Raw genomic sequence first — 17363 nt, forward strand, 5'->3', positions numbered from 1 at the left:
AGCGAGGCCGCCGCCCTGCTGCGCCACCCCGACCTCCTCGAAGGCATCGCCGAGCTGCACCGCTCCCACCTCCTGCAACGGCTGAACGTCCACGGCGCCGGACTGTCCTGACGCTCCTGCCATGCAGCGGAGACGCCCCGATCACCTCCGAGCTGAGGCAAATGTCCATCCGGTTGAGGCTCGTGGATTGCGTCTCATGCGATCGCGTCGGCATCCGCGGTATCCGCGTCCCGGAGCTCGCGCTTGAGGATCTTGCCGGTGGCGTTGGTGGGCAGGGCGGCGGAGAACTCCACCAGGCGGGGGTATTTGTAGCCCGCCATCTCCTCCCTGCACCAGGCGATCAGTTCCTCCTCGGCGAGCGTCGCGCCCGGGGCGAGGACCACGCAGGCCTTGATCTCCTCTCCGTGGCGCTCGTGCGGAATCCCGATGACGGCCGCCATGCTCACGGCGGGATGGGTGAGGAGCACCTCCTCGATCTCCCGCGGGTAGACGTTGAAGCCACCGCGGATGATCATGTCCTTGGCGCGGTCGACGATGTAGAGCCACCCGTCGGCATCCCGACGGGCCAGGTCACCGGTGCGGAACCAGCCGTCGCGCAGCACGTCGGCGGTCGCCTTGGGCCGGTTGAAGTAGCCCTTCATCACGTTGTGCCCGCGGACGACGATCTCGCCGATGGCGTCGGCCCCCTGGACCGGGGCCCAGTCCTTGCCCACCAGGTCCACCTCCACGCCCCAGACCGGACGTCCGATGGAGCCGGGCCGCACCTTCTCGCCGCGCGGTGCGAACGTGGCCACCGGGCTGGTCTCGGAGAGGCCGTACCCCTCCAGAATGGTGACGCCGAACCGCTCGGCGAACCGGCGGTGGATCTCGACGGGGAGCGCCGAGCCCCCCGACCCGGCCATCCGCAGGTTCCGGGCGATCTGCGGCAGGTCCACGTCGGGGGCTTCTTCTTCGAGCAGGGCCCAGTACATCGTCGGGACGCCCGCGAAGAACGTGACGGCGTGGCGCTGCATCAGGGCGAGGGCCGACAGGGCGTCGAAGCGCGGCAGCAGCACCAGCGTCGCTCCTGTGGCGAGTCCGGCGTTCATCTGGACGACTTGGCCGAAGGAGTGGAACAGCGGCAGGGTGATCAGGTGCACGTCGTGCTCGAACTCGCCGAACAGCTTGTGGCAGGTCAGCACATTGAGCATCACGTTGGAGTGGGTGAGCTCGGCGCCCTTGGGCCGCCCTGTGGTGCCGGAGGTGTACAGGATGACCGCGGTGTCCCCGGACTCGGTGGCCACCGTCTCGAAATCCGCGCTCTGCCCGGCGAGCGCCGCGGTCAGGGTCTCGGCGCCCGTGATCGGGGAGTCCTCGGTGGGGGCGGCGGTCATCAGGAAGAAGTGCTCGCAGCCCGGGGTCTCGCCGAAGCCCGCCCATCCCTCGTGCCCCAGCGGGAGTTCGGCACTGCCTTCGAAGCAGAAGTAGGCCTTGGCCTCGGAGTCGGCCAAGTGGTACGCGACCTCCCGGCTCTTGAGCAGCACGTTGAGCGGGACGACGACCGCGCCGGCCTTGAGGATGCCGTAGTAGACGATCGGGAACCACGGCAGGTTCGGGCAGGACAGTGCGACCTTGTCGCCCGGCACGATGCCGCGTGAGCGGAGGAGGTTGGCCACGCGGCGGGCCGCCGCGTCCAGCTCCGCATAGGTCAGCCGCTGGACACCCAGCACGACTGCCGTACGGTCGGGCACGGCACGGGCGCTGGTCTCCAGCACGCCGGCGAGATTGAGCATGTGAGGTCTCCGTGGGGTGTGTCGGTGGAAGCGGACATGCTGGTGAGCTACGCCGAAGCGACGCGGCCACCAGGCGCAGAGCCGTCAGCCCCGCAGCGCGGAGGCGAAGAGGGCCGGCAGTTTCCACACGCTCGGCGCGGCCGTGAAGCGGGTGAGGCGCTCCACAGTGGTCAGTGCGGTGCGATGGGTGACGAAGTAGGGCGGGCGCGGGGACAGTGACGGGTCGCCCGTGACCAGACCGCGCGGCGCGGGCGTGAACGGGGCGCGCAGCACGGTCTTCTCGATGTCCTCGAGCATGAAGGCGTTGTGCACGAAGCCGATGCCGCTGCCGATGTCCCGGCGGGTGTGCCCGGGGTAGGCGCCCCACGGTGTGAAGCCGAGCAGGAAGCCGACCGCCGACCAGCAGTTGAGGCCCAGGGTGCCGTAGCGCAGGTCGGCGATGGCGCTGCGCACCGCGTCCCGGTGGGCCTTCTCGGTCCTCGGGTGGACGATCAGGGTGGCGCCGAGCGTGCCCGGGAGGGTGTCGTTGGCGAAGCCGACCGCGTGGCGCAGGAATTCGGCCGGAGTCCGTCCGGGCAGGCGCAGGACGCCCAGCGCGCTGCCGAAGACCTCCTCGGTGATCAGGACGTCCTCGTGGTCCGTGATGTCGGGGACGAGCAGCCGGCAGCCGTCGCCGTGGGCCTCCGCCTGCGGGTGGGCGGCGAGGACCGAGGAGAGACGCCCGGCGGCGCCGGGGTAGTAGTCGGTACGCGGAGGCAGCTCGCGCAGGACCCGCCGGATTTCGGCCAGGAGCCGCTCGGTGCCGTCCCAGTCGCGCGGCACGACCAGGATCTGGCTGGCGATGCAGTTGTGCCCGGAGTTGTTCATCTTGCTGGTGACGACGTGTTCGGCCTGGAAGCGGAAGTCGGCGTCGCTCCACGGCCCAGGCACCACGATGCAGGGGCTGACGCCGCCCAGTTCACTGCTGAACGGCTTGTCCAGGAGCGGCCGGTCATCGTGGCGCCGCTGCTCGGCTTCGTCGTCGGTGCCCCAGACGACGGCGTCGTGGGTGCGGTCGCTGCCGGTGACGTGTATGGCGTCCACGTCCTCGTGGGCGGCGAGGTAACCGCCTTCGGCCGCGCCGCCGTCGACGAAGCGCACCCAGCCGCGTGCCACGAACTCGGCGAAGACGTACTCGAAGTGGGGGCGCAGGTAGTCGTTGACCGGGTTCATCTTGGCGATGACGACCTGGCCCTCGGCGAAGAGCTTGTGCAGGATGTCCAGGGCGGTGATGGCGGCGACGTTGCCCGCGCCGAGCACCAGAGCCACGGCGGGGCGGCCGGGCCTGCCCCGGTACTCGCCCGCCGCACGGCTGCGTGCCTGCTCGGCGGTGGTGCCGGGGAGCATCCACACCTGCGCCGTGAAGCCGCCCAGCAGGAGGCTGTCCCAGCCGGTGGCGGGGAAGACGTCGACCCGCGTGCGACCGTCCTCCTCGCGGACGGCCTTCGCGTCGACGGGATCCCTGCCCGCGGCGATCCGCCGCAGCACGTGCAGATACGCCGCGGCGTTCTGCGCCAGGGCCCACGGCCCGCCGATCCAGTCCTCGGCGGCCCACGGCGCATCGGACGCGTACCCCTTCGCGCGGGCACCGGCAGCGGCCAGCTCGGAGGCGCGGGAGACCACCCGCGGCAGCAGCCGCTCCAGGAGGGCGATGCGTTCGGTGAGCGGGGTGGCGGACCAGGACGCGGCGCTGTCGCGTACGGCGGTCACGGTGCGGTCGAGGAGGGAGGTGTCGAGGGCGCTGGTGTTCAACGTCGCTCCTTGCGGATGGTCGGGAGTGGGCGGGGCGCGGCCTGAGCCGTGCACGGTGCGAGGAGCAGGCACGCGCCCGTGCTCACTTGGACAGTCGGCTGGCGTCGCGGTCCGGGTCGATCAGCGTGAGGGCGGCGGCCCCGCTCAGCAGGAGTACGGCGCCGGTGACCAGGACCGCGTACTGATAGCCCTTCGCACCGTGGGTGTCCACGAGGTGCCCGATCAGCGTGGGGGCGATCAGACCGGCGGTGGTCACCACGGCGTTCATGAGGCCCAGGGCACCGCCGCGGCGATCCGCCGGAGCCAGCTCCGTGACCGTGGTGACGGCGACGCTGCTCATCGCTCCGGCGAGCCCGAATCCCGCGACCAGGAGCACGGCGGTCACGGCGCCGGCCGGCGCCGCCGGCAGCGCGAGGCACGCTGCGGCACTGACGAGCAGCAGAACGCCGCCGACCCCGCCGCGGGCCCACCGGCTCGTGGAACCGCGGCGCATGAGCCATCCGGTCAGGCCCGCCTGACCGAGCACCACGACGCCGCCCAGACCCCAGACCAGCATCAGCACCCGGGTGGCTCCGGCCGAGTCGTAGCCCAGCGCGTCGCGGAGGTAGGAGGGGAGCCAGACCAGGGCGAAGGCGATGACCCAGTAGGTCCCGAAGTAGGCGGCCGTGGCACCGATCCAGGTACGGGTCGCGAGGATGCGCCGGTACGGCGTCCTGTGCGGGGCCGGAACCGGCCCGGTGCCGGCCGCACCCTCACCCGTGCTGTCGCCGGTGCCGGCCGGCGCGGTGGTGTACGAGGCGGCCGCGTAGGGTCCCTCCCCGCCGAAGGGGATCCACAGCAAGGCCCACACGACACCGGCGAGCGCCACCGCGGCGACGGCGGAGCGCCAGCCGTGGTGCTGGACCACCCACGTCAGTACGGGAGCGGCGACCAGGACCCCCAGGGTGATTCCGAGGACGATCAGCGCCCCGGGCAGGTTGCGCCGGTGGTTGGGGAACCAGGACAGGGTGGCCTGCTGGGCGACGGGGAAGGCGGGCCCCTCGGCCGCACCGAGGAGAACACGTGAGGTGAGGAGCACCGCGAGGCCTCCGCCCACCGCCAGCGGCGCCTGGGAGAGGGACCAGAGGACGGCCATGGCCAGCAGTAGCCACTTGGGCCGTATGCGGTCCGCGAGCAGCCCCACCGCGGCACCGGAGACCGAGAACAACAGGAAGAAGGCGCTGCTGGCGAGTCCGAAGGCCGATGCCGACAGGCCGAGGTCCTGCCGGATCTCCTCCGCGGCCAGACCGAGCACGGACTTGTCGGCGAAATTGATCATCATGAAGACGACGAGCAGCGCGGTGACGGTCCACGCGCGGCGTCTCGTTCTGCTCGTCGCCCTCGGGGGGCCGGTGGGCACGGCGGGTGCGACATCGGTGTCGGTCACAAGGGCTCCGCGGAGACTGGACGGGGAGGGGAGCGGGGGGCCGGGAGGCCGTCAGGAGAGCGGGACGCCGGCGATCGCGATGCGTTCCATGACACGGCACTGCGGGAAGTAGTCGCTGATCGCGTAGTGCTGGGTGGCGATGTTGTCCCAGATCGCGACCGAGCCCGGCTGCCACCGGAAACGCACCTGGTACTCGGGGATACGGGCCTGGAGGACGAGCTCGTCGAGGAGTTCGCGGCTCTCCGGGGCCGACAGGCCGACGATCCGGGTGGTGAAGGGCTCGTTGACGTAGAGCAGCTTGCGGCCGGTGCGCGGGTGACGGACGACCACCGGGTGCTCGACGGCCGGCAGGTTCTCACGGTGCGCCGCGATCTGGCTCTCGGTCATCAGCGCGCCCCAGCTCGGCACCCAGTCGTGCACGGCTGTGAGTCCCTCGATCCGGGCCTTCATGGACGCGGTGAGGTTGTCGTAGGCGGCCGCCATGTCGGCCCACATGGTGTCGCCACCGGCGGACGGTACCTCGACGGCGCGCAGGACGGAGCCGAGTGCCGGCGCGGCCATGAACGAGTGATCGCTGTGCCAGATGTTCTCCGTGCCGACGGCCATGGCGTCCTTGGCCAGGCGGGAGACGCCGACCGTGTTGCCCTTGGGGAAGAAGGGGTTCGGCTCCGGCTCGCCCCACAGTCCGGAGACGGCGAGCTGCGACTGCGCGTCGAAGGCGTGCTGCTCGCGGAAGAACAGCACCTTCCACTCCAGCAGGGCCTGCCTGATCTCCGCCGCGAGGTCCCCGCCGATCGGGAGTGAGAGGTCGACGCCTTCGATCTCGGCGCCGATGTGCGGGGTGAGCGGGCAGACGTCCAGAAGCAGGTAGTCGGGCTGCTCCGCGCCCGGCGCGATGCGGTCGAGCGTGCGCTTCCCGTAGTGCATCAGGGGCTTGTCGAGTGCGGGGGAGGGGGTGGTGACGACGCTGTCCATGAGGCCTCCGTAACGAGGGCGGAAAATCGTTACCGGAAGTATCGTTATTAGGGCGTGCGGAGACAAGGGTCCGTGGGCATCGAAAGTCGAGCGGGAAAAGCCGGGTTGGGAGACCGCTCGGACAGCTAGCGGACGGCGCGGCTGACGAGGTCCACCAGCGTGTCCACCAGCGCGGCGTCGGGCAGTTCCTGCTCGACGATCAGCCGGAAGAGCAGCGGCGCGGCCACAAGGGTCGCCGCGGCCCTGACGTCGATGTCGGGCCGCACTTCACCGCGCGCGATCCCGCGTTCCAGGATGCGCCTGGTCTCGCTCGTGATCCGCTCGGTGTACCCCGCGTACTGGCCCCGCACCGCGCCCGTCTCGGCCGCCGCACCGATCAGGCCCGCGATCAGCCGGTCAGACCCCGGCAGCCGGTACGCCTCCAGACGAGTGTTGAGTACGAAACGGAGCTCCGCGCGGAAGTCGCCGAGATCGGGCACCGACAGGACGCCGACACGGGTCTCGGCGGCGGCGATGATCAGGTCCTGCTTGGTGGGCCATCGGCGGTAGATGGCGGGTTTGCTCACTCCGGCCCGTGCGGCGACGGCATCCATCGTGACGGCCCCGATCCCCTGCTCTGTGATCAGTTCGACGACCGCATTGAGGACCGCCCCAGTGACCCGCTCTTCACGCGGCCGCCCCGGCCCCCGATCCGCCCCGCGCGGCTGTGTACCCACCATGCGAAGAGCCTACGGTCCCCACCGGACCACGTCGGCCCGGGGTGCGGCGCGGCGGGTCGAGGCCGTCGGGTGGGTCGAAGGCACCGGCGGGGGACGGCGCCGTCGCCGGGTGGACGCGGTCGTCGCCTCGACCGCGTACGAGCGGGTCAGGGCGGACCCACCCAGCCGTGTCGGACAGCGTGACCGCCGAGCTGCATCCGGGTTCGGACTCCGGCCAGGTCCGTGAGGTGGCGCAGACGTCGGTGCAGCGTCCGCGGTGACAGCCCGAGTTGTGCCGCGGCCGTCTGGTCGGTCAGGCCGGCCAGGAGGAGCGCGAGGATCCTCCGGTCGAGGTCGGTCGGGCCGGTCGCACCGAGCTCGACGGTGGGCCCGGCCTCCCCGCCGGTGCCCGAGAGTTCGAGCGGGTGGGCGGTCCGCCACACCGTCTCGAACAGCGCGTCCAACGCGTCCAACAGGCCGCTGCGGTGCAACAGCACGGCGCCGGGCTCTCCGTCCGGTGTGACCGTCAGCGGGACGAGGCCGAGGTCGGCGTCGGCCAGCACGAGTTTCATCGGCAGCTCGTCTGCGACACGTAGCTGCACGCCCTTGCGCAGTGAATCGATCGCATCGTCGATGATGCCCGGCTCCGCCAGCACGGCTCGGTCCAGTACCGCCCGGAACTGAACACCGCGGCCGATGGCCACGGGTTCTGCCGTGTTCTCGTCGGGCGACAGAGCGACGAAAGGAGCGGTGATGAAGCTTCGGACCTGCGTGCGGGCCGCCTGCTGCACCTGGAGGAAGCGGTGGCGGATGGCGTCGGCACCCGTGACGACCTCGATCAGATCGCTGATGCTGTTCCCGGTCATCGCCGCCCGGTGTTCCTCGGCGAAGGTCACCAGCGCGTGCTCGGCCATGCGCAACCCGTCCCGGCGCTGGCTGATGAGCGCGCCGAGCGCCATGGCCGGCGGCGCCGCCGTGAACTGCCCGTCCGCCGACCTGGTCGCCAGTCCCCACTCGACGAGGCGGGACAACGCCTTGTCGACGTGGGCCTGCGACAGCACCGCCAGGTCGGCGAGGAGGGTCGCAGGGGAGTTCGGCCGTCCGAGCAGCGCCCGGTAGACGTGCTCGTCGTCGGGGTCGAGGCCCAGAACATCCAGCATCGGCGACCGACTCTCTTCCGCTTGCCGCAGCGGGGAGAGTATGCGCCATGGCGGCAGACCCTGAACAGTCCCTGCTGGGAGCAGGTGTGAGGGGAAGGGCCCCGGAGAGTCACCTCCCCGGGGCCCGACGGTGCGGCTCATCGCAGGCCGTACGCCCGGATGATCTCGTTCTTGACCCCGAAGCCACGGTCCGTCGCGGCGCTCGCGCGCAGAGAGACGAAGCCGCCGGGCCGCTTGGCCGTCGTGAACGAACCCGTCCAGGCGCCGCCGGCGTCCTTGGCCAGGGTCACCTTCTGCCAGGTGACGCCGTCGTCGTGTGAGACGTCGAGCGTCACTCCGGATACGGTGCCGGGCACGGTGCCGCGGTCCATGGACACCGGCTTGAGGGCGATCTGCTGCTTCGCACCCGCCTTGAGGTCGCCGTGCAGGTCCGACTCCAGCTTGTAGTCCAGGTTCAGCACCGAGAAGGGCTCGAAGGAGTCCGAGTCGACGGTGTCGGACATGAACGTCCACTCGGTGTGGGTGCGGGTCGACAGCCGGAAGACGTCACCGGGCCGTTCCACGTCGAGGACGGTGCGGTAGGGCAGGTTCCCCGCCGGTACCTCCACCCATTGCATGTCTCCGCTGACCGGGTTGTCGTGGATCAGCGTGCCGCCCTGGAAGACCCGCAGGTGGGACGGTGTCTCACCCCACGGCAGGTAGCCGCCGAGACGCATGGTGTCGCTGGCGGAGGCCCACGCCTGCACGTTCCAGGTCATGTAGTTCTGCCAACGGGAGTTGTACACGCCGAAGGACTCGCTCTGCCCGGGCCGGGTCGCCGGAGCGAACCAGTCCAGGCGGGTGGTGCCGCCCTTGGCATAGGTGTTGTCACCTGACACCATCGACCAGGGCAGCGGTCCGTCGACGCCCTGCGTGTGGAACTCCCTCCACACCTGGCCCGGGGTCACCCACTCGGTGCGGGTGCCCGGGTGCCACTCGGCCTCGGGAAGGTTGAACGACGGGCTGAGGGTGAAGTCGGAACGGTAGCCTTCCGCCGGCCGGCCGTTCGTGGCGGAGTAGTAGCGGGCGTCGATCCGGGCCAGGTCACCCTTGCCCGGCTTGTAGACCAGCGCCCGGTCCGGCACCCGGCCGGGGTAGTCCCGGGTCAGGTCGTAGACGAACGGCGTGTACTCGGTCTGCTTGACCGTCAGCTTGTCCTTGCCGCTCCTGGCCATGGAGACAAGGGCCTTGCCCGCGTCGCGGTGCACGGAGGCGACCGGGATGGCCGAGTCCCCGACGTACTCCATCAGGGTCCCGACGCCGTCGTTGACCACGATCAGCGCCTTCGCGCCGGCCGCGACCGCGGCCTCGGCGCGCTCCTGCGGCGCGACCTCGTCGCTGCGGTCGACGACGGCCACCCTGCCCTTGGCCTTGACGTTCTCGTACGCCGCTGCCGAGCCCTTGCCCGCGTAGACGACGTCCAGCCTGTCCGTGGCGGTGCCCAGGGCACTGCCCGCCTGCACCCGCGCATCGAGCCGGAGCCGACCGCCCGGCGTGCTGAGCCCGAGCTGCGGCTCACCCTTGCGCCAACGGGTGATCAGCATGAACTCGCCCTGCTCCATCGCCTCCGTCGGTGCGACGTAGACGTCGTCGTACGTCGGCGGCAGCACGTACGCGCTGCGGTAGTCCAGATACGGGTCGAGGCCCTTGTAGTGGACGTTGAAGTCGACCTTGCGCTGGCGGTCCTCGGTACGCTCCGGCGCCTCGGTCTGCAACAGGCGTGCCCTGCTCGCGTCCAGCACCACGTCGGCGGAGCCGCCCTTGAGCACGGTCTCCGGGTCTACGAGCACGGCCAGACCCGAGCGGTCCCCCTTCTCGCCCGCCACGTCGAGGTGTCCCGCGACCGTGTACGTACCCGGTGCCATGCGCATGGTGGTCGATCCGTCGACGTAGACCGTCCACGGCCAGACGTCCCCGGCGAGGTTGATTCCGACCCAGCCGGCCGCCGGCTTGCCGTCCCTCCCCACCAGCTTGATGTTCAGGTCGTAGCGCTCCTCCTCCTTGAGGAGCGCCACGGAGGTGCGGGTCACCGGCTGCCCGGTGGCCGCGTCCTTGGCCGTCACGTAGCCGACGTGCCGGCCTGCCGGGGCGGCCCCCGGGTCGCCGGTCACCGGGACGGCGGCGGTGCCGCCCGCCGGGACGGTCACCTTGGCGGCTCCCAGCGTGAACGGCCCGCCGCCGGTCAGCGCGAGGTTCAGCGTGACGTCGGCGGAGCCGGTGTTGGTGAAGGTCAGGGCCTTCGTGACGGCGACGTCACTCGGCTGGTGCGGCCAGGTGTAGTTGCCGAAGAAGAGGGATCCGGTGGCGCGGACCGTGGTGTGCACGGCAGCGGCCACGTCGAGACGGCCGGTACCGACCTCGTACGGCGAGTACCCCTCGTCCAGGCCCTTCGCCGTACTCATCAGGTGTTCCTTGAGCTGTGCGCCGGTCCAGTCCGGGTGCTGCTGGGCCAGGATCGCCGCCGCGCCGACCACGTGCGGGGTGGCCATCGAAGTGCCGCTGATGGTGCGGTAGAAACCCTCGCCGCCGTCGGTCATCCGAGACGAGCGGGCCGCGGTGATGTCCACTCCGGGCGCCGCGATGTCCGGCTTCATGCCGCCGGAGCGGGTCAGCGGGCCGGTGCTGGAGAAACTTGCGAGCCGGTCCTGTTTGTCCGTGGCGGCCACGGTCAGCGCCGAGGCGGCCGCGCCCGGGGCGGAGATGCTCTCCGGTCCCGAGTTGCCGGCGGCTATGACGAACAGCGTGCCGTACTGCGCGGAGAGCGCGTCGACCGTCTGCGACATCGGGTCGCTGCCGTCCGTCGGGTACGAGTCGCCGAGACTCATGTTGACGACGTCCGCACCGGACTCGGCGGCCCACTGCATGCCGGCCATGATCCAGGAGTCCTGGCCGTAGCCCTCCGCGCCGCCGAGCACCTTGCCGACGTACAGGTCCGCGCCGGGAGCGACGCCCTTGTTGGCGCCGCCGGAGGCGGCGCCCGAGCCGACGATCGTGCCGGCCACGTGCGTGCCGTGCCCGTTGACGTCGGTGACGGCCTCACCCGGTACGAAGCTGGCGGTGGCGTCGATCAAGCCGGCGAAGTCGGGGTGGTCGACGTCGATGCCGGTGTCGAGCACCGCGATCTTGACGCCCTTGCCGGTGTAGCCGGCCGCCCAAGCCGTGGGCGCGCCGATCAGCGGCACGCTCTCCTTCAGGTTGGCCTTCACCCGGCCGTCGAGCCACAGCTTCGCCACACCGGCGCCCAACGTCGCGCTGCCCTGCGGCGCGACGGAACTCCAGAAGGTACGGGCCTGCCCCTTCTCGGTGCTGAGCACGGCACCGCCGATGTCCTTGAGACCGCGGGTCAGCCGGCTGCCCCGGGGCGCCGTCGGCTCGACGGCCGCGCCGGACCTGGTCCGGGCGTACGTCGCGATCAGCGGGACCGTGGCCGACTTCGCGTCGTCGTATCCCATCTCGATCAGGTCGGTGACGTTGAACAGCCGCCGGTCCAGCCGGTCCGTGCCCAGCAACGGCACGGCCTCGTCCGGGACGACGAACAGGTCTCCGTTGATCTGCTGGATCTTCACACCGCCGACGGCACTGTCCGGTCGGTCGACCTCGGCGGTCTGCTTGCCGTCGGCCATCGTGGTGACCGTGACGACGTCGCCGGTGACCAGGGTGACCTTGTGGGTCGCCGAAGCCTTGGCGGGAACGGTGGGCTTGCTCGGAGCGGCCAGTGCGGGCGCTTGCAGCACCGCGAGCCCCGACGCCAGCAGAGGCACCGCGGCAGCGGCCGAGATCAGCTGCCGGCGCCTGCGCCGGAAGGCGGAGGACTGAGAGGAGGAGAACATGCCATGGGTCTATCGACCGAGCAGCGTCGGCGTGAAGGCCACAGGGTGGCAAGTCCCCGCCGTGGCAAGCATTTGCCAGTCGTGAACCGTGCGAATCCAGGCATGATCCGGACACTTCCCGCCGGCCTCCGATGCCTGGTCACCACCCGGTACTCCGCCGCCGAAGATCGTCAGCGCCAGGCGGGATGCCCCTCGGCGGCGCCGCCGGCCGTGAGCGTCCGCTCGCCGGTCTTGTCCGCGCGCACGGCCCAGATCACGGGCTTCTCGTACGGCCCGCGGACCAAGGCCACCCACGTGCCGTCGACGGACCAGGCGGGATCCATCTCATGGGCGCTGGTGGCGACCAGTTCACGATCGCCGCTGCCGTCGGCGCCCACGAGGCGGATGTCGCCCTGAGTGCCCGTGCCGTAGGTCCCCGCCGTGTAGGCGAAGGTGGCTCCGTCGGGTGACCACACCGGGTCGAGTGCCGGATGGGGCAGCCGGGTCACCTGCCGCGGGGCACGGTTCGGGGCGGCGGGGTCGACCAGGTGGATCTGCCAGTTCTCGGGCTCCGTCTGCAGACAGACCGCGATGCTCTTGCCGTCCGGCGACCACGCGGGATCCTCGACCTGGCCCCCGCCCGAGGTGAGCTGGCGAGCCACGCCGTCGGCGACGGTGACCACGAACAGCTGCTGGACGCCGTCCTTCTTGCGGAGCACGGCGAGCCGGCTGCCGTCCGGAGACCAGGACACCCTGCCGCCGGCGATGGAGGTGATCCGCCGCGCGTTCGAACCGTCGGCGTTGGCGGTCCAGACGGCCGTGTCCTCGGGTGTGCTGCGGGTGAAGGCGAACGACCGGCGGTCAGGGGACCACTGGGGCAGGGTGTCGCATGCGCCCGCGCTCCCGGCGATGAGCTCCACGGGCTTCTCCGTCCCGGCGTCCCGGCGGGCGATGACGCCGTGGCACGTCCCGGGCCAGCCCGGGGCGGTGTCCTGCCGGATCAGCAGGGGGTCGGTCGGGAACGAGGCGGGGGCGGGGGCGGATCCGGTGGGCGTGGCGGCGCGTGGCGTGGAATCGTCCTTGGTGGAGTCGGTCCAGGGCTGCCACACGAACAGGCCGACGGCCGCGAGGGACGTGACGAGCACCGCGGCCGCCACCGCGCGGCGACGCCGGGGCTTCCCCGCAACGGCCTTCGGCACCTGCGCGGCGGTGGGGGAGAGCCGTGCCGCGGGGCCCGTCACGGTGCGCGACTGTTCCGTACGGGGCTCCGCGACGACGGGCGGGGCGGCGTCCGGTACCGGGAGGTCCCGCGCGGTGTCCGACGGGCCGCCGTCCGGCTCGGTGGGCCGCACCGCCGGTTCCGGGGCCGGGAGCAGCTGCGTCGCCGCTTCCGGCAGCCAGGAGCCGCCGTCCGGGTGGCGGACGGTCAGAGTGGCGAGGAAGGCGGCCGGGGTGGGCCTTGCCGCCGGGTCCTTGGACAGGCAGGCGCCGATGGCCTCGCGGAGTTCGGCGGGCACCGCGGTCAGGTCCGGCTCCTCGTAGACCACCTTGAAGTGCCTGGCCGCGGACGGGCCGTCGCCGAAGGGGGCGCCGCCCGCCGCCTGGGTGAGCACCACCCCCAGAGCGAACATGTCGACCGCGGGGGTGAGCACCCCACCGCCGGTGAGCTGCTCGGGCGCCAGGAAACCCGGCGTGCCGACCTGCAGGCCGGTCTGTGTCAGGGACGTTCCGTCCAGGGCGCGCGCGATGCCGAAATCGATGACACGCGGCCCGTCCTCGGCGACGATGATGTTCGCGGGCTTGAGATCCCGGTGGATGACCCCCGCCCGGTGGATCGCCTCGAGTGCCTCGGCCAGGCCGGCCGCCAGGACGGTGAGCGTGTCCAGAGGCAGCGATCCGACGCGCGCGAGTACCGCTTGCAGGGTGGGGCCGGGTACGAAGGCCGTCACCAGCCAGGCCGGCTCTCCCTCCGGGTCGGCGTCGACCACCGGCGCGGTGTGGAAGCCGCCTACCCGCCGCGCGGCCGCCACCTCGTCGGCGAACCTGCGCCTGAATCCGGGCTCGGTGCTCAGCTCGGGACGTACGACCTTGACGGCGACCGCACGGCCGGACCGGGAGCGGCCCAGGTAGACCACGCCCATGCCCCCCTGGCCGAGCCGTCCCACCAGCCGGTAGCGGCCCTCGCCGAGCGAGGTGGGATCGCCCGTTTCGAGCGGCTTCATTTGTCCCCCGTTTCACACCTTGCGCGATGAACAGCCTCTCCCTACCTGTCGTGCCGTCCACCAGTCAAGCGAGGCCCTTGCGGAGACCGCCAAGGGGGCGTCGGGATGCTCGCCGGCGAGGGAGCGTCGGCGCAGGACCGGAGTCCATGAGCCGACCGCGCGGCCGCTGCCGGAAGCGTCCCGCGGTCTCGGGTGCGCGTGGGGTCAGGTCCCTTCACGGCGTGGTGTCCGGGGCGCGGGCGGGTCGTCGGCGAAGAGGGTGAGCAGCCTGGCGATGTCGCGGCCCGCTTCGGCGGGGTGGCGGAACTTCGCCCCGGGGCTGATGCGGTAGCGGTTGCGTCGTCCCTCGCGTACCCGGGTGAGGTATCCATCCTGCTCCAGGTCCGCGACGATCGCCTGGACGGTCCGCTCGGTGAGCACGCAGGTCTCGGCGACCTCTCGAAGGCGGACTTCGGGGTCGCGCGCGAGGGCGAGCAGGACGCGGGCGTGGCTGGTCAGGAACGTCCACGACCCGTGGGGGAGGTCTTCATCGCCCATGCCTCCAGCTTGCATCAATATTTGTATGTACGTCCTGTTTTTCACGTATTTATTGACGTAGGTCGTGCCGATGCCGACGATGCTGATGGGAGTAGAAACAGCCCCGGAACGTGTGGGGAGGCGTCATGACCGCCATCGTGTCCGACCACCGCCCCTCCCTGCCGGAAGCGGCCGGCCTGGAGGTCGGGGTCATGCCCGGCCCACAGCCCGGGACGGTCCAGGTCGTGGTGAGCGGTGAGGTCGACTTCGACAACGCCACGCTCCTCCGCCAGGTCCTCCTGGCCGCCCTCGTCTCTCACCGCGCCACCCTCCTCGTCGACCTGGAGCGGGTGACCTTCTGCGACTGCGCCGGCCTCGGCACCCTCCTGACCGCCCGGCGCGCGGCCCTGCGGGCCGGGCGCAGCCTGCAGATCACGGCCGCCGGGCGCCGGGTCGAGCGGCTCATGAACCTCACGGACACCCGCTCACTCCTCACCTGAACGCGTGCGCAAGAAAGCAGGGGATCCCATGACCACGTCCGTCCCCCTCACCGGGGGTCGCGGGGCCGGGCACCGCGTCCCCGCGGCCGCCGCCACACATGTGCCGTCCGACCGAGCAGTCCTGCGGGCGGTGAGCACGCTGATGGCGACGACGCCGGCCCCGGCCCGCGAGGCCGAGCGCATCCTGTCCGCCGCGGCCGCAGGGGCCGGCCTGCCCGAGACCGTCCTGGCCGCCGCGGTACTCGACGCCTCCCGTGGCATACCCGTCCCGGTCCGTGCCGAGCGGTCTCTGCGCCGGGCCGTTCACTCGGCCCGCACCCCAGCTCCCGTACCGTCCGGGAGCCCGCACCTGATGCCGCTGAGGGAGGACGCCGAGAAGGCCCTCGGCCGGTTCTTCGAGACCCGCCTGCGCCTGACTGCCGCCCCCGCCGACCCGGAGGCACGCCGTGCCTTCGAGGACTCCCTCTTCACGCTGTGCATCCTGATGGGTCGGCCCTGCGCCGCCGACGCACTGCACGAGGCCGTCCAGTACGTCGAGGGCTGACCCGATGGCCCCCGGCCCGGCCCATCGGCAACGGAGAGTCGGTCGGCCAAGCTGAATGAGATGCCCCGACCCAGGACATGTCGGCCTCCAGGCGGGGCGGGCAGCGCTCCCACAGCGGTGCGCAGGGCCCCACCAAGGAGCAGCTGTACAACGAGGCGGAGCAGAAGGGGATCGAGGGCCGTTCGAAGATGGACAAGGCAGAACCGAAGCGGGCGTTGGGCCACTGAACGGGGGACACCGGAGCCTGGATCTTCGGCAAGGGCGGCGCTCACAGGCAATCGGCGCGGTGCGTGAGCGGGCTGGTGCCCGCAGGCAATCCGCCGCGTATGCGTTGGAAAAGCCGTGGCCGGAGGCTGGGCGACGCCCTCGCCGTGCTCGGCGGTGACTGGACGGACGGCAGCCCGGCGCCGCTGGTCCTCCTGGCCGGATGAGCAGGGTCAACGGGCCTATTCGGACATTGAGTTGCTCGGTACCCCTCGATGCCTCCGAGGCCGGTCCGTATTGGATAGGTTGAGGCGACCATGTCAGTGGCAGGTGCATTCCAGGAGGTTTACCCGCATGGCCGGCCCGGCTCATCACCAGTTGTTCTCCTACGGCACGCTGCAGTCCCGGGAGGTCCAGCTCGCCCAGTTCGGCAGGCTGGTCGAGGGGAAGCCCGACGCACTGCCCGGGTACCGGGTCACCTACATCGAGATCACCGACCCCGAGGTGATCGCCATCAGCGGAAGTGACCGACACCCCTTGCTCGTTGCCTCCGCCGAACCGTCCGACGCCGTCGAAGGCGCTGTCTTCGCGATCACCGACGACGAACTCGCCGCGGCGGACGACTACGAGGTCGACGACTACGCGAGGACCGAGGTAATCCTGCGTTCCGGTACGAAGGCATGGGTGTACCTCGGCGCGCAGACGGAGCGGAGCCCCGACGGCCGCTCTACCGCGGCAGCCTGATCCAGCGTCGTCACGCGGGGGGGACTGAGGCTCCGCCCCCACGAGCGCGGAGCCTCGGTAGCACGCCGAGCAGCCGTCACGCCAGATCGAGCAACTGCTCGTGGAAACGGTGGCCAGGGTCGTCACGCAGCCGGTGCCTGGCCGGGTCGTCGCCGAAGACGAAGGTCCGGCCGAAGTCCGCCTCGAACTCCTCGAAGATCGCGCCGAAGTCGGCGAAGGCGAGGTCGTCCTCGCCGATGATCCGGTCCGGCGGGTTCTCTTCCTTGTCACGGAGTCGCGCGCACGATGACGAGCGCCCCTTCGTACGTCGGCTGCGTGCGCAGGTGGCCGAAGCGGTCGTCCCCGGCCCCGGCCTCCAGGTCGCGGCGCGGCGCGGGGTCTCGTCGAAGCGTTCCCGCACGCCGTCGTCGACGGAGCTTGCCGCAACAGGGAGCCGAGGACCTGCCCGCCGTCGCCGCCGGGCGGGAGCGGCGGCTGATCCGGGAGGCCGAGGAGATTCCGGGCGAGCAACGGTTCGCGACGGCCCTGCTCGTCGAGTTCGACTGCGTGGCGCAGCGGGTGGCGCTGACCAACCACGGGCACGTCGAGCCGGTGCTCATCTCCTGCGGCGAGGTGCGCGTGCTGGCGGGCCCGCCGGCGTTGCCACTCGGCCTGGGCGGTCTGGCTGCCGCCGAGGGGGCGGTGGGCGTGGAGCCGCCCCGCACGCCCACGCCTGACGGGTCCTTCCGGCGGGTGGAGCGGGACGGTGAACCGTTCGGTGAAGCCCGGCCCCGGCTCATGGGATGCGCTTCGCATCCCGCGAAGCAACATCCGGAATGACGCCGGTCCCGGCACCCCGGGGAGGGTGTCGGGACCGGCGTCATCGTGCGCGAGCGGGATCAGGCGGGGCGGCCGCCGAAGGGGGCGCCGGTGCCGTAGTAGGTGCCGAGCTCTTCGCGGTAGCCGGTGTCGCCGAGGTGCTTG

Annotated in this window: 14 protein-coding genes and 1 pseudogene; 5 read left to right on the top strand and 10 right to left on the bottom strand. The window is 71.4% G+C overall.

Features of this window, described 5'->3' with window-relative positions; translation table 11 throughout:
• Positions 1-194: 194 nt before the first annotated feature.
• The 9 genes from IF88_RS0138405 to IF88_RS0138445 form a co-directional block, all read right to left on the bottom strand.
• Positions 195-1772, bottom strand: a complete 1578-nt coding sequence (locus IF88_RS0138405; RefSeq protein WP_051838292.1) for a long-chain-fatty-acid--CoA ligase — start codon at positions 1770-1772, stop codon at positions 195-197.
• A gap of 84 nt (positions 1773-1856) precedes the next feature.
• Positions 1857-3563: an aldehyde dehydrogenase family protein gene (locus tag IF88_RS0138410; RefSeq protein WP_030723729.1), complete on the bottom strand. Its 1707-nt coding sequence runs from the start codon at positions 3561-3563 to the stop codon at positions 1857-1859.
• 82 nt (positions 3564-3645) lie between these two features.
• A complete protein-coding gene (locus tag IF88_RS0138415) occupies positions 3646-4989 on the bottom strand; it encodes an MFS transporter (protein WP_030723730.1) in 1344 nt (447 codons plus the stop codon).
• A gap of 51 nt (positions 4990-5040) precedes the next feature.
• Entirely contained in the window at positions 5041-5964 is a 924-nt protein-coding gene (locus IF88_RS0138420) for a TauD/TfdA dioxygenase family protein (protein ID WP_030723732.1), read from the bottom strand.
• 125 nt (positions 5965-6089) lie between these two features.
• Complete coding sequence (locus IF88_RS0138425; protein ID WP_030723735.1) at positions 6090-6683, bottom strand: TetR/AcrR family transcriptional regulator; 594 nt, start codon at positions 6681-6683, stop codon at positions 6090-6092.
• 146 nt (positions 6684-6829) lie between these two features.
• On the bottom strand, positions 6830-7822 hold the full coding sequence (locus IF88_RS0138430) for a TrmB family transcriptional regulator (RefSeq protein WP_030723737.1): 993 nt from the start codon (positions 7820-7822) through the stop codon (positions 6830-6832).
• 137 nt (positions 7823-7959) lie between these two features.
• Positions 7960-11691 (bottom strand): S8 family peptidase, encoded by a 3732-nt coding sequence (locus tag IF88_RS0138435; RefSeq protein WP_030723739.1) that lies wholly within the window; start codon positions 11689-11691, stop codon positions 7960-7962.
• Between the two features lie 170 nt (positions 11692-11861).
• Complete coding sequence (locus tag IF88_RS42700; protein WP_051838294.1) at positions 11862-13892, bottom strand: protein kinase domain-containing protein; 2031 nt, start codon at positions 13890-13892, stop codon at positions 11862-11864.
• Positions 13893-14096: 204 nt separating this feature from the next.
• Positions 14097-14429, bottom strand: coding sequence for a helix-turn-helix transcriptional regulator (locus IF88_RS0138445; RefSeq protein ID WP_030723743.1), 333 nt, complete (start codon positions 14427-14429; stop codon positions 14097-14099).
• 125 nt (positions 14430-14554) lie between these two features.
• Here IF88_RS0138445 and IF88_RS0138450 point away from each other — a divergent pair, with 125 nt between their 5' ends.
• The 4 genes from IF88_RS0138450 (at position 14555) to IF88_RS0138465 (ending at position 16400) form a co-directional block, all read left to right on the top strand.
• Positions 14555-14908 (top strand): STAS domain-containing protein, encoded by a 354-nt coding sequence (locus IF88_RS0138450; RefSeq protein WP_051838296.1) that lies wholly within the window; start codon positions 14555-14557, stop codon positions 14906-14908.
• Positions 14909-14936: 28 nt separating this feature from the next.
• Entirely contained in the window at positions 14937-15452 is a 516-nt protein-coding gene (locus IF88_RS41640; protein ID WP_078893414.1) for a DUF5133 domain-containing protein, read from the top strand.
• A gap of 77 nt (positions 15453-15529) precedes the next feature.
• Positions 15530-15679: a hypothetical protein gene (locus IF88_RS41645; RefSeq protein WP_324617239.1), complete on the top strand. Its 150-nt coding sequence runs from the start codon at positions 15530-15532 to the stop codon at positions 15677-15679.
• Between the two features lie 331 nt (positions 15680-16010).
• Complete coding sequence (locus IF88_RS0138465; protein WP_030723755.1) at positions 16011-16400, top strand: gamma-glutamylcyclotransferase family protein; 390 nt, start codon at positions 16011-16013, stop codon at positions 16398-16400.
• A 118-nt stretch (positions 16401-16518) separates the two neighbouring features.
• Here the strand turns inward: IF88_RS0138465 and IF88_RS45005 are convergent.
• Positions 16519-16659, bottom strand: a pseudogene (locus tag IF88_RS45005) (M24 family metallopeptidase); the annotation flags it as partial.
• Between the two features lie 158 nt (positions 16660-16817).
• On the opposite strand from IF88_RS45005, the gene IF88_RS0138475 reads away from it, so the two are divergent.
• Positions 16818-17219 (top strand): SpoIIE family protein phosphatase, encoded by a 402-nt coding sequence (locus IF88_RS0138475; protein WP_030723759.1) that lies wholly within the window; start codon positions 16818-16820, stop codon positions 17217-17219.
• The last annotated feature ends 144 nt before the right edge of the window (positions 17220-17363 follow it).

Source organism: Streptomyces sp. NRRL F-2580 (genome assembly GCF_000720115.1).
Taxonomy (GTDB): Bacteria; Actinomycetota; Actinomycetes; order Streptomycetales; family Streptomycetaceae; genus Streptomyces.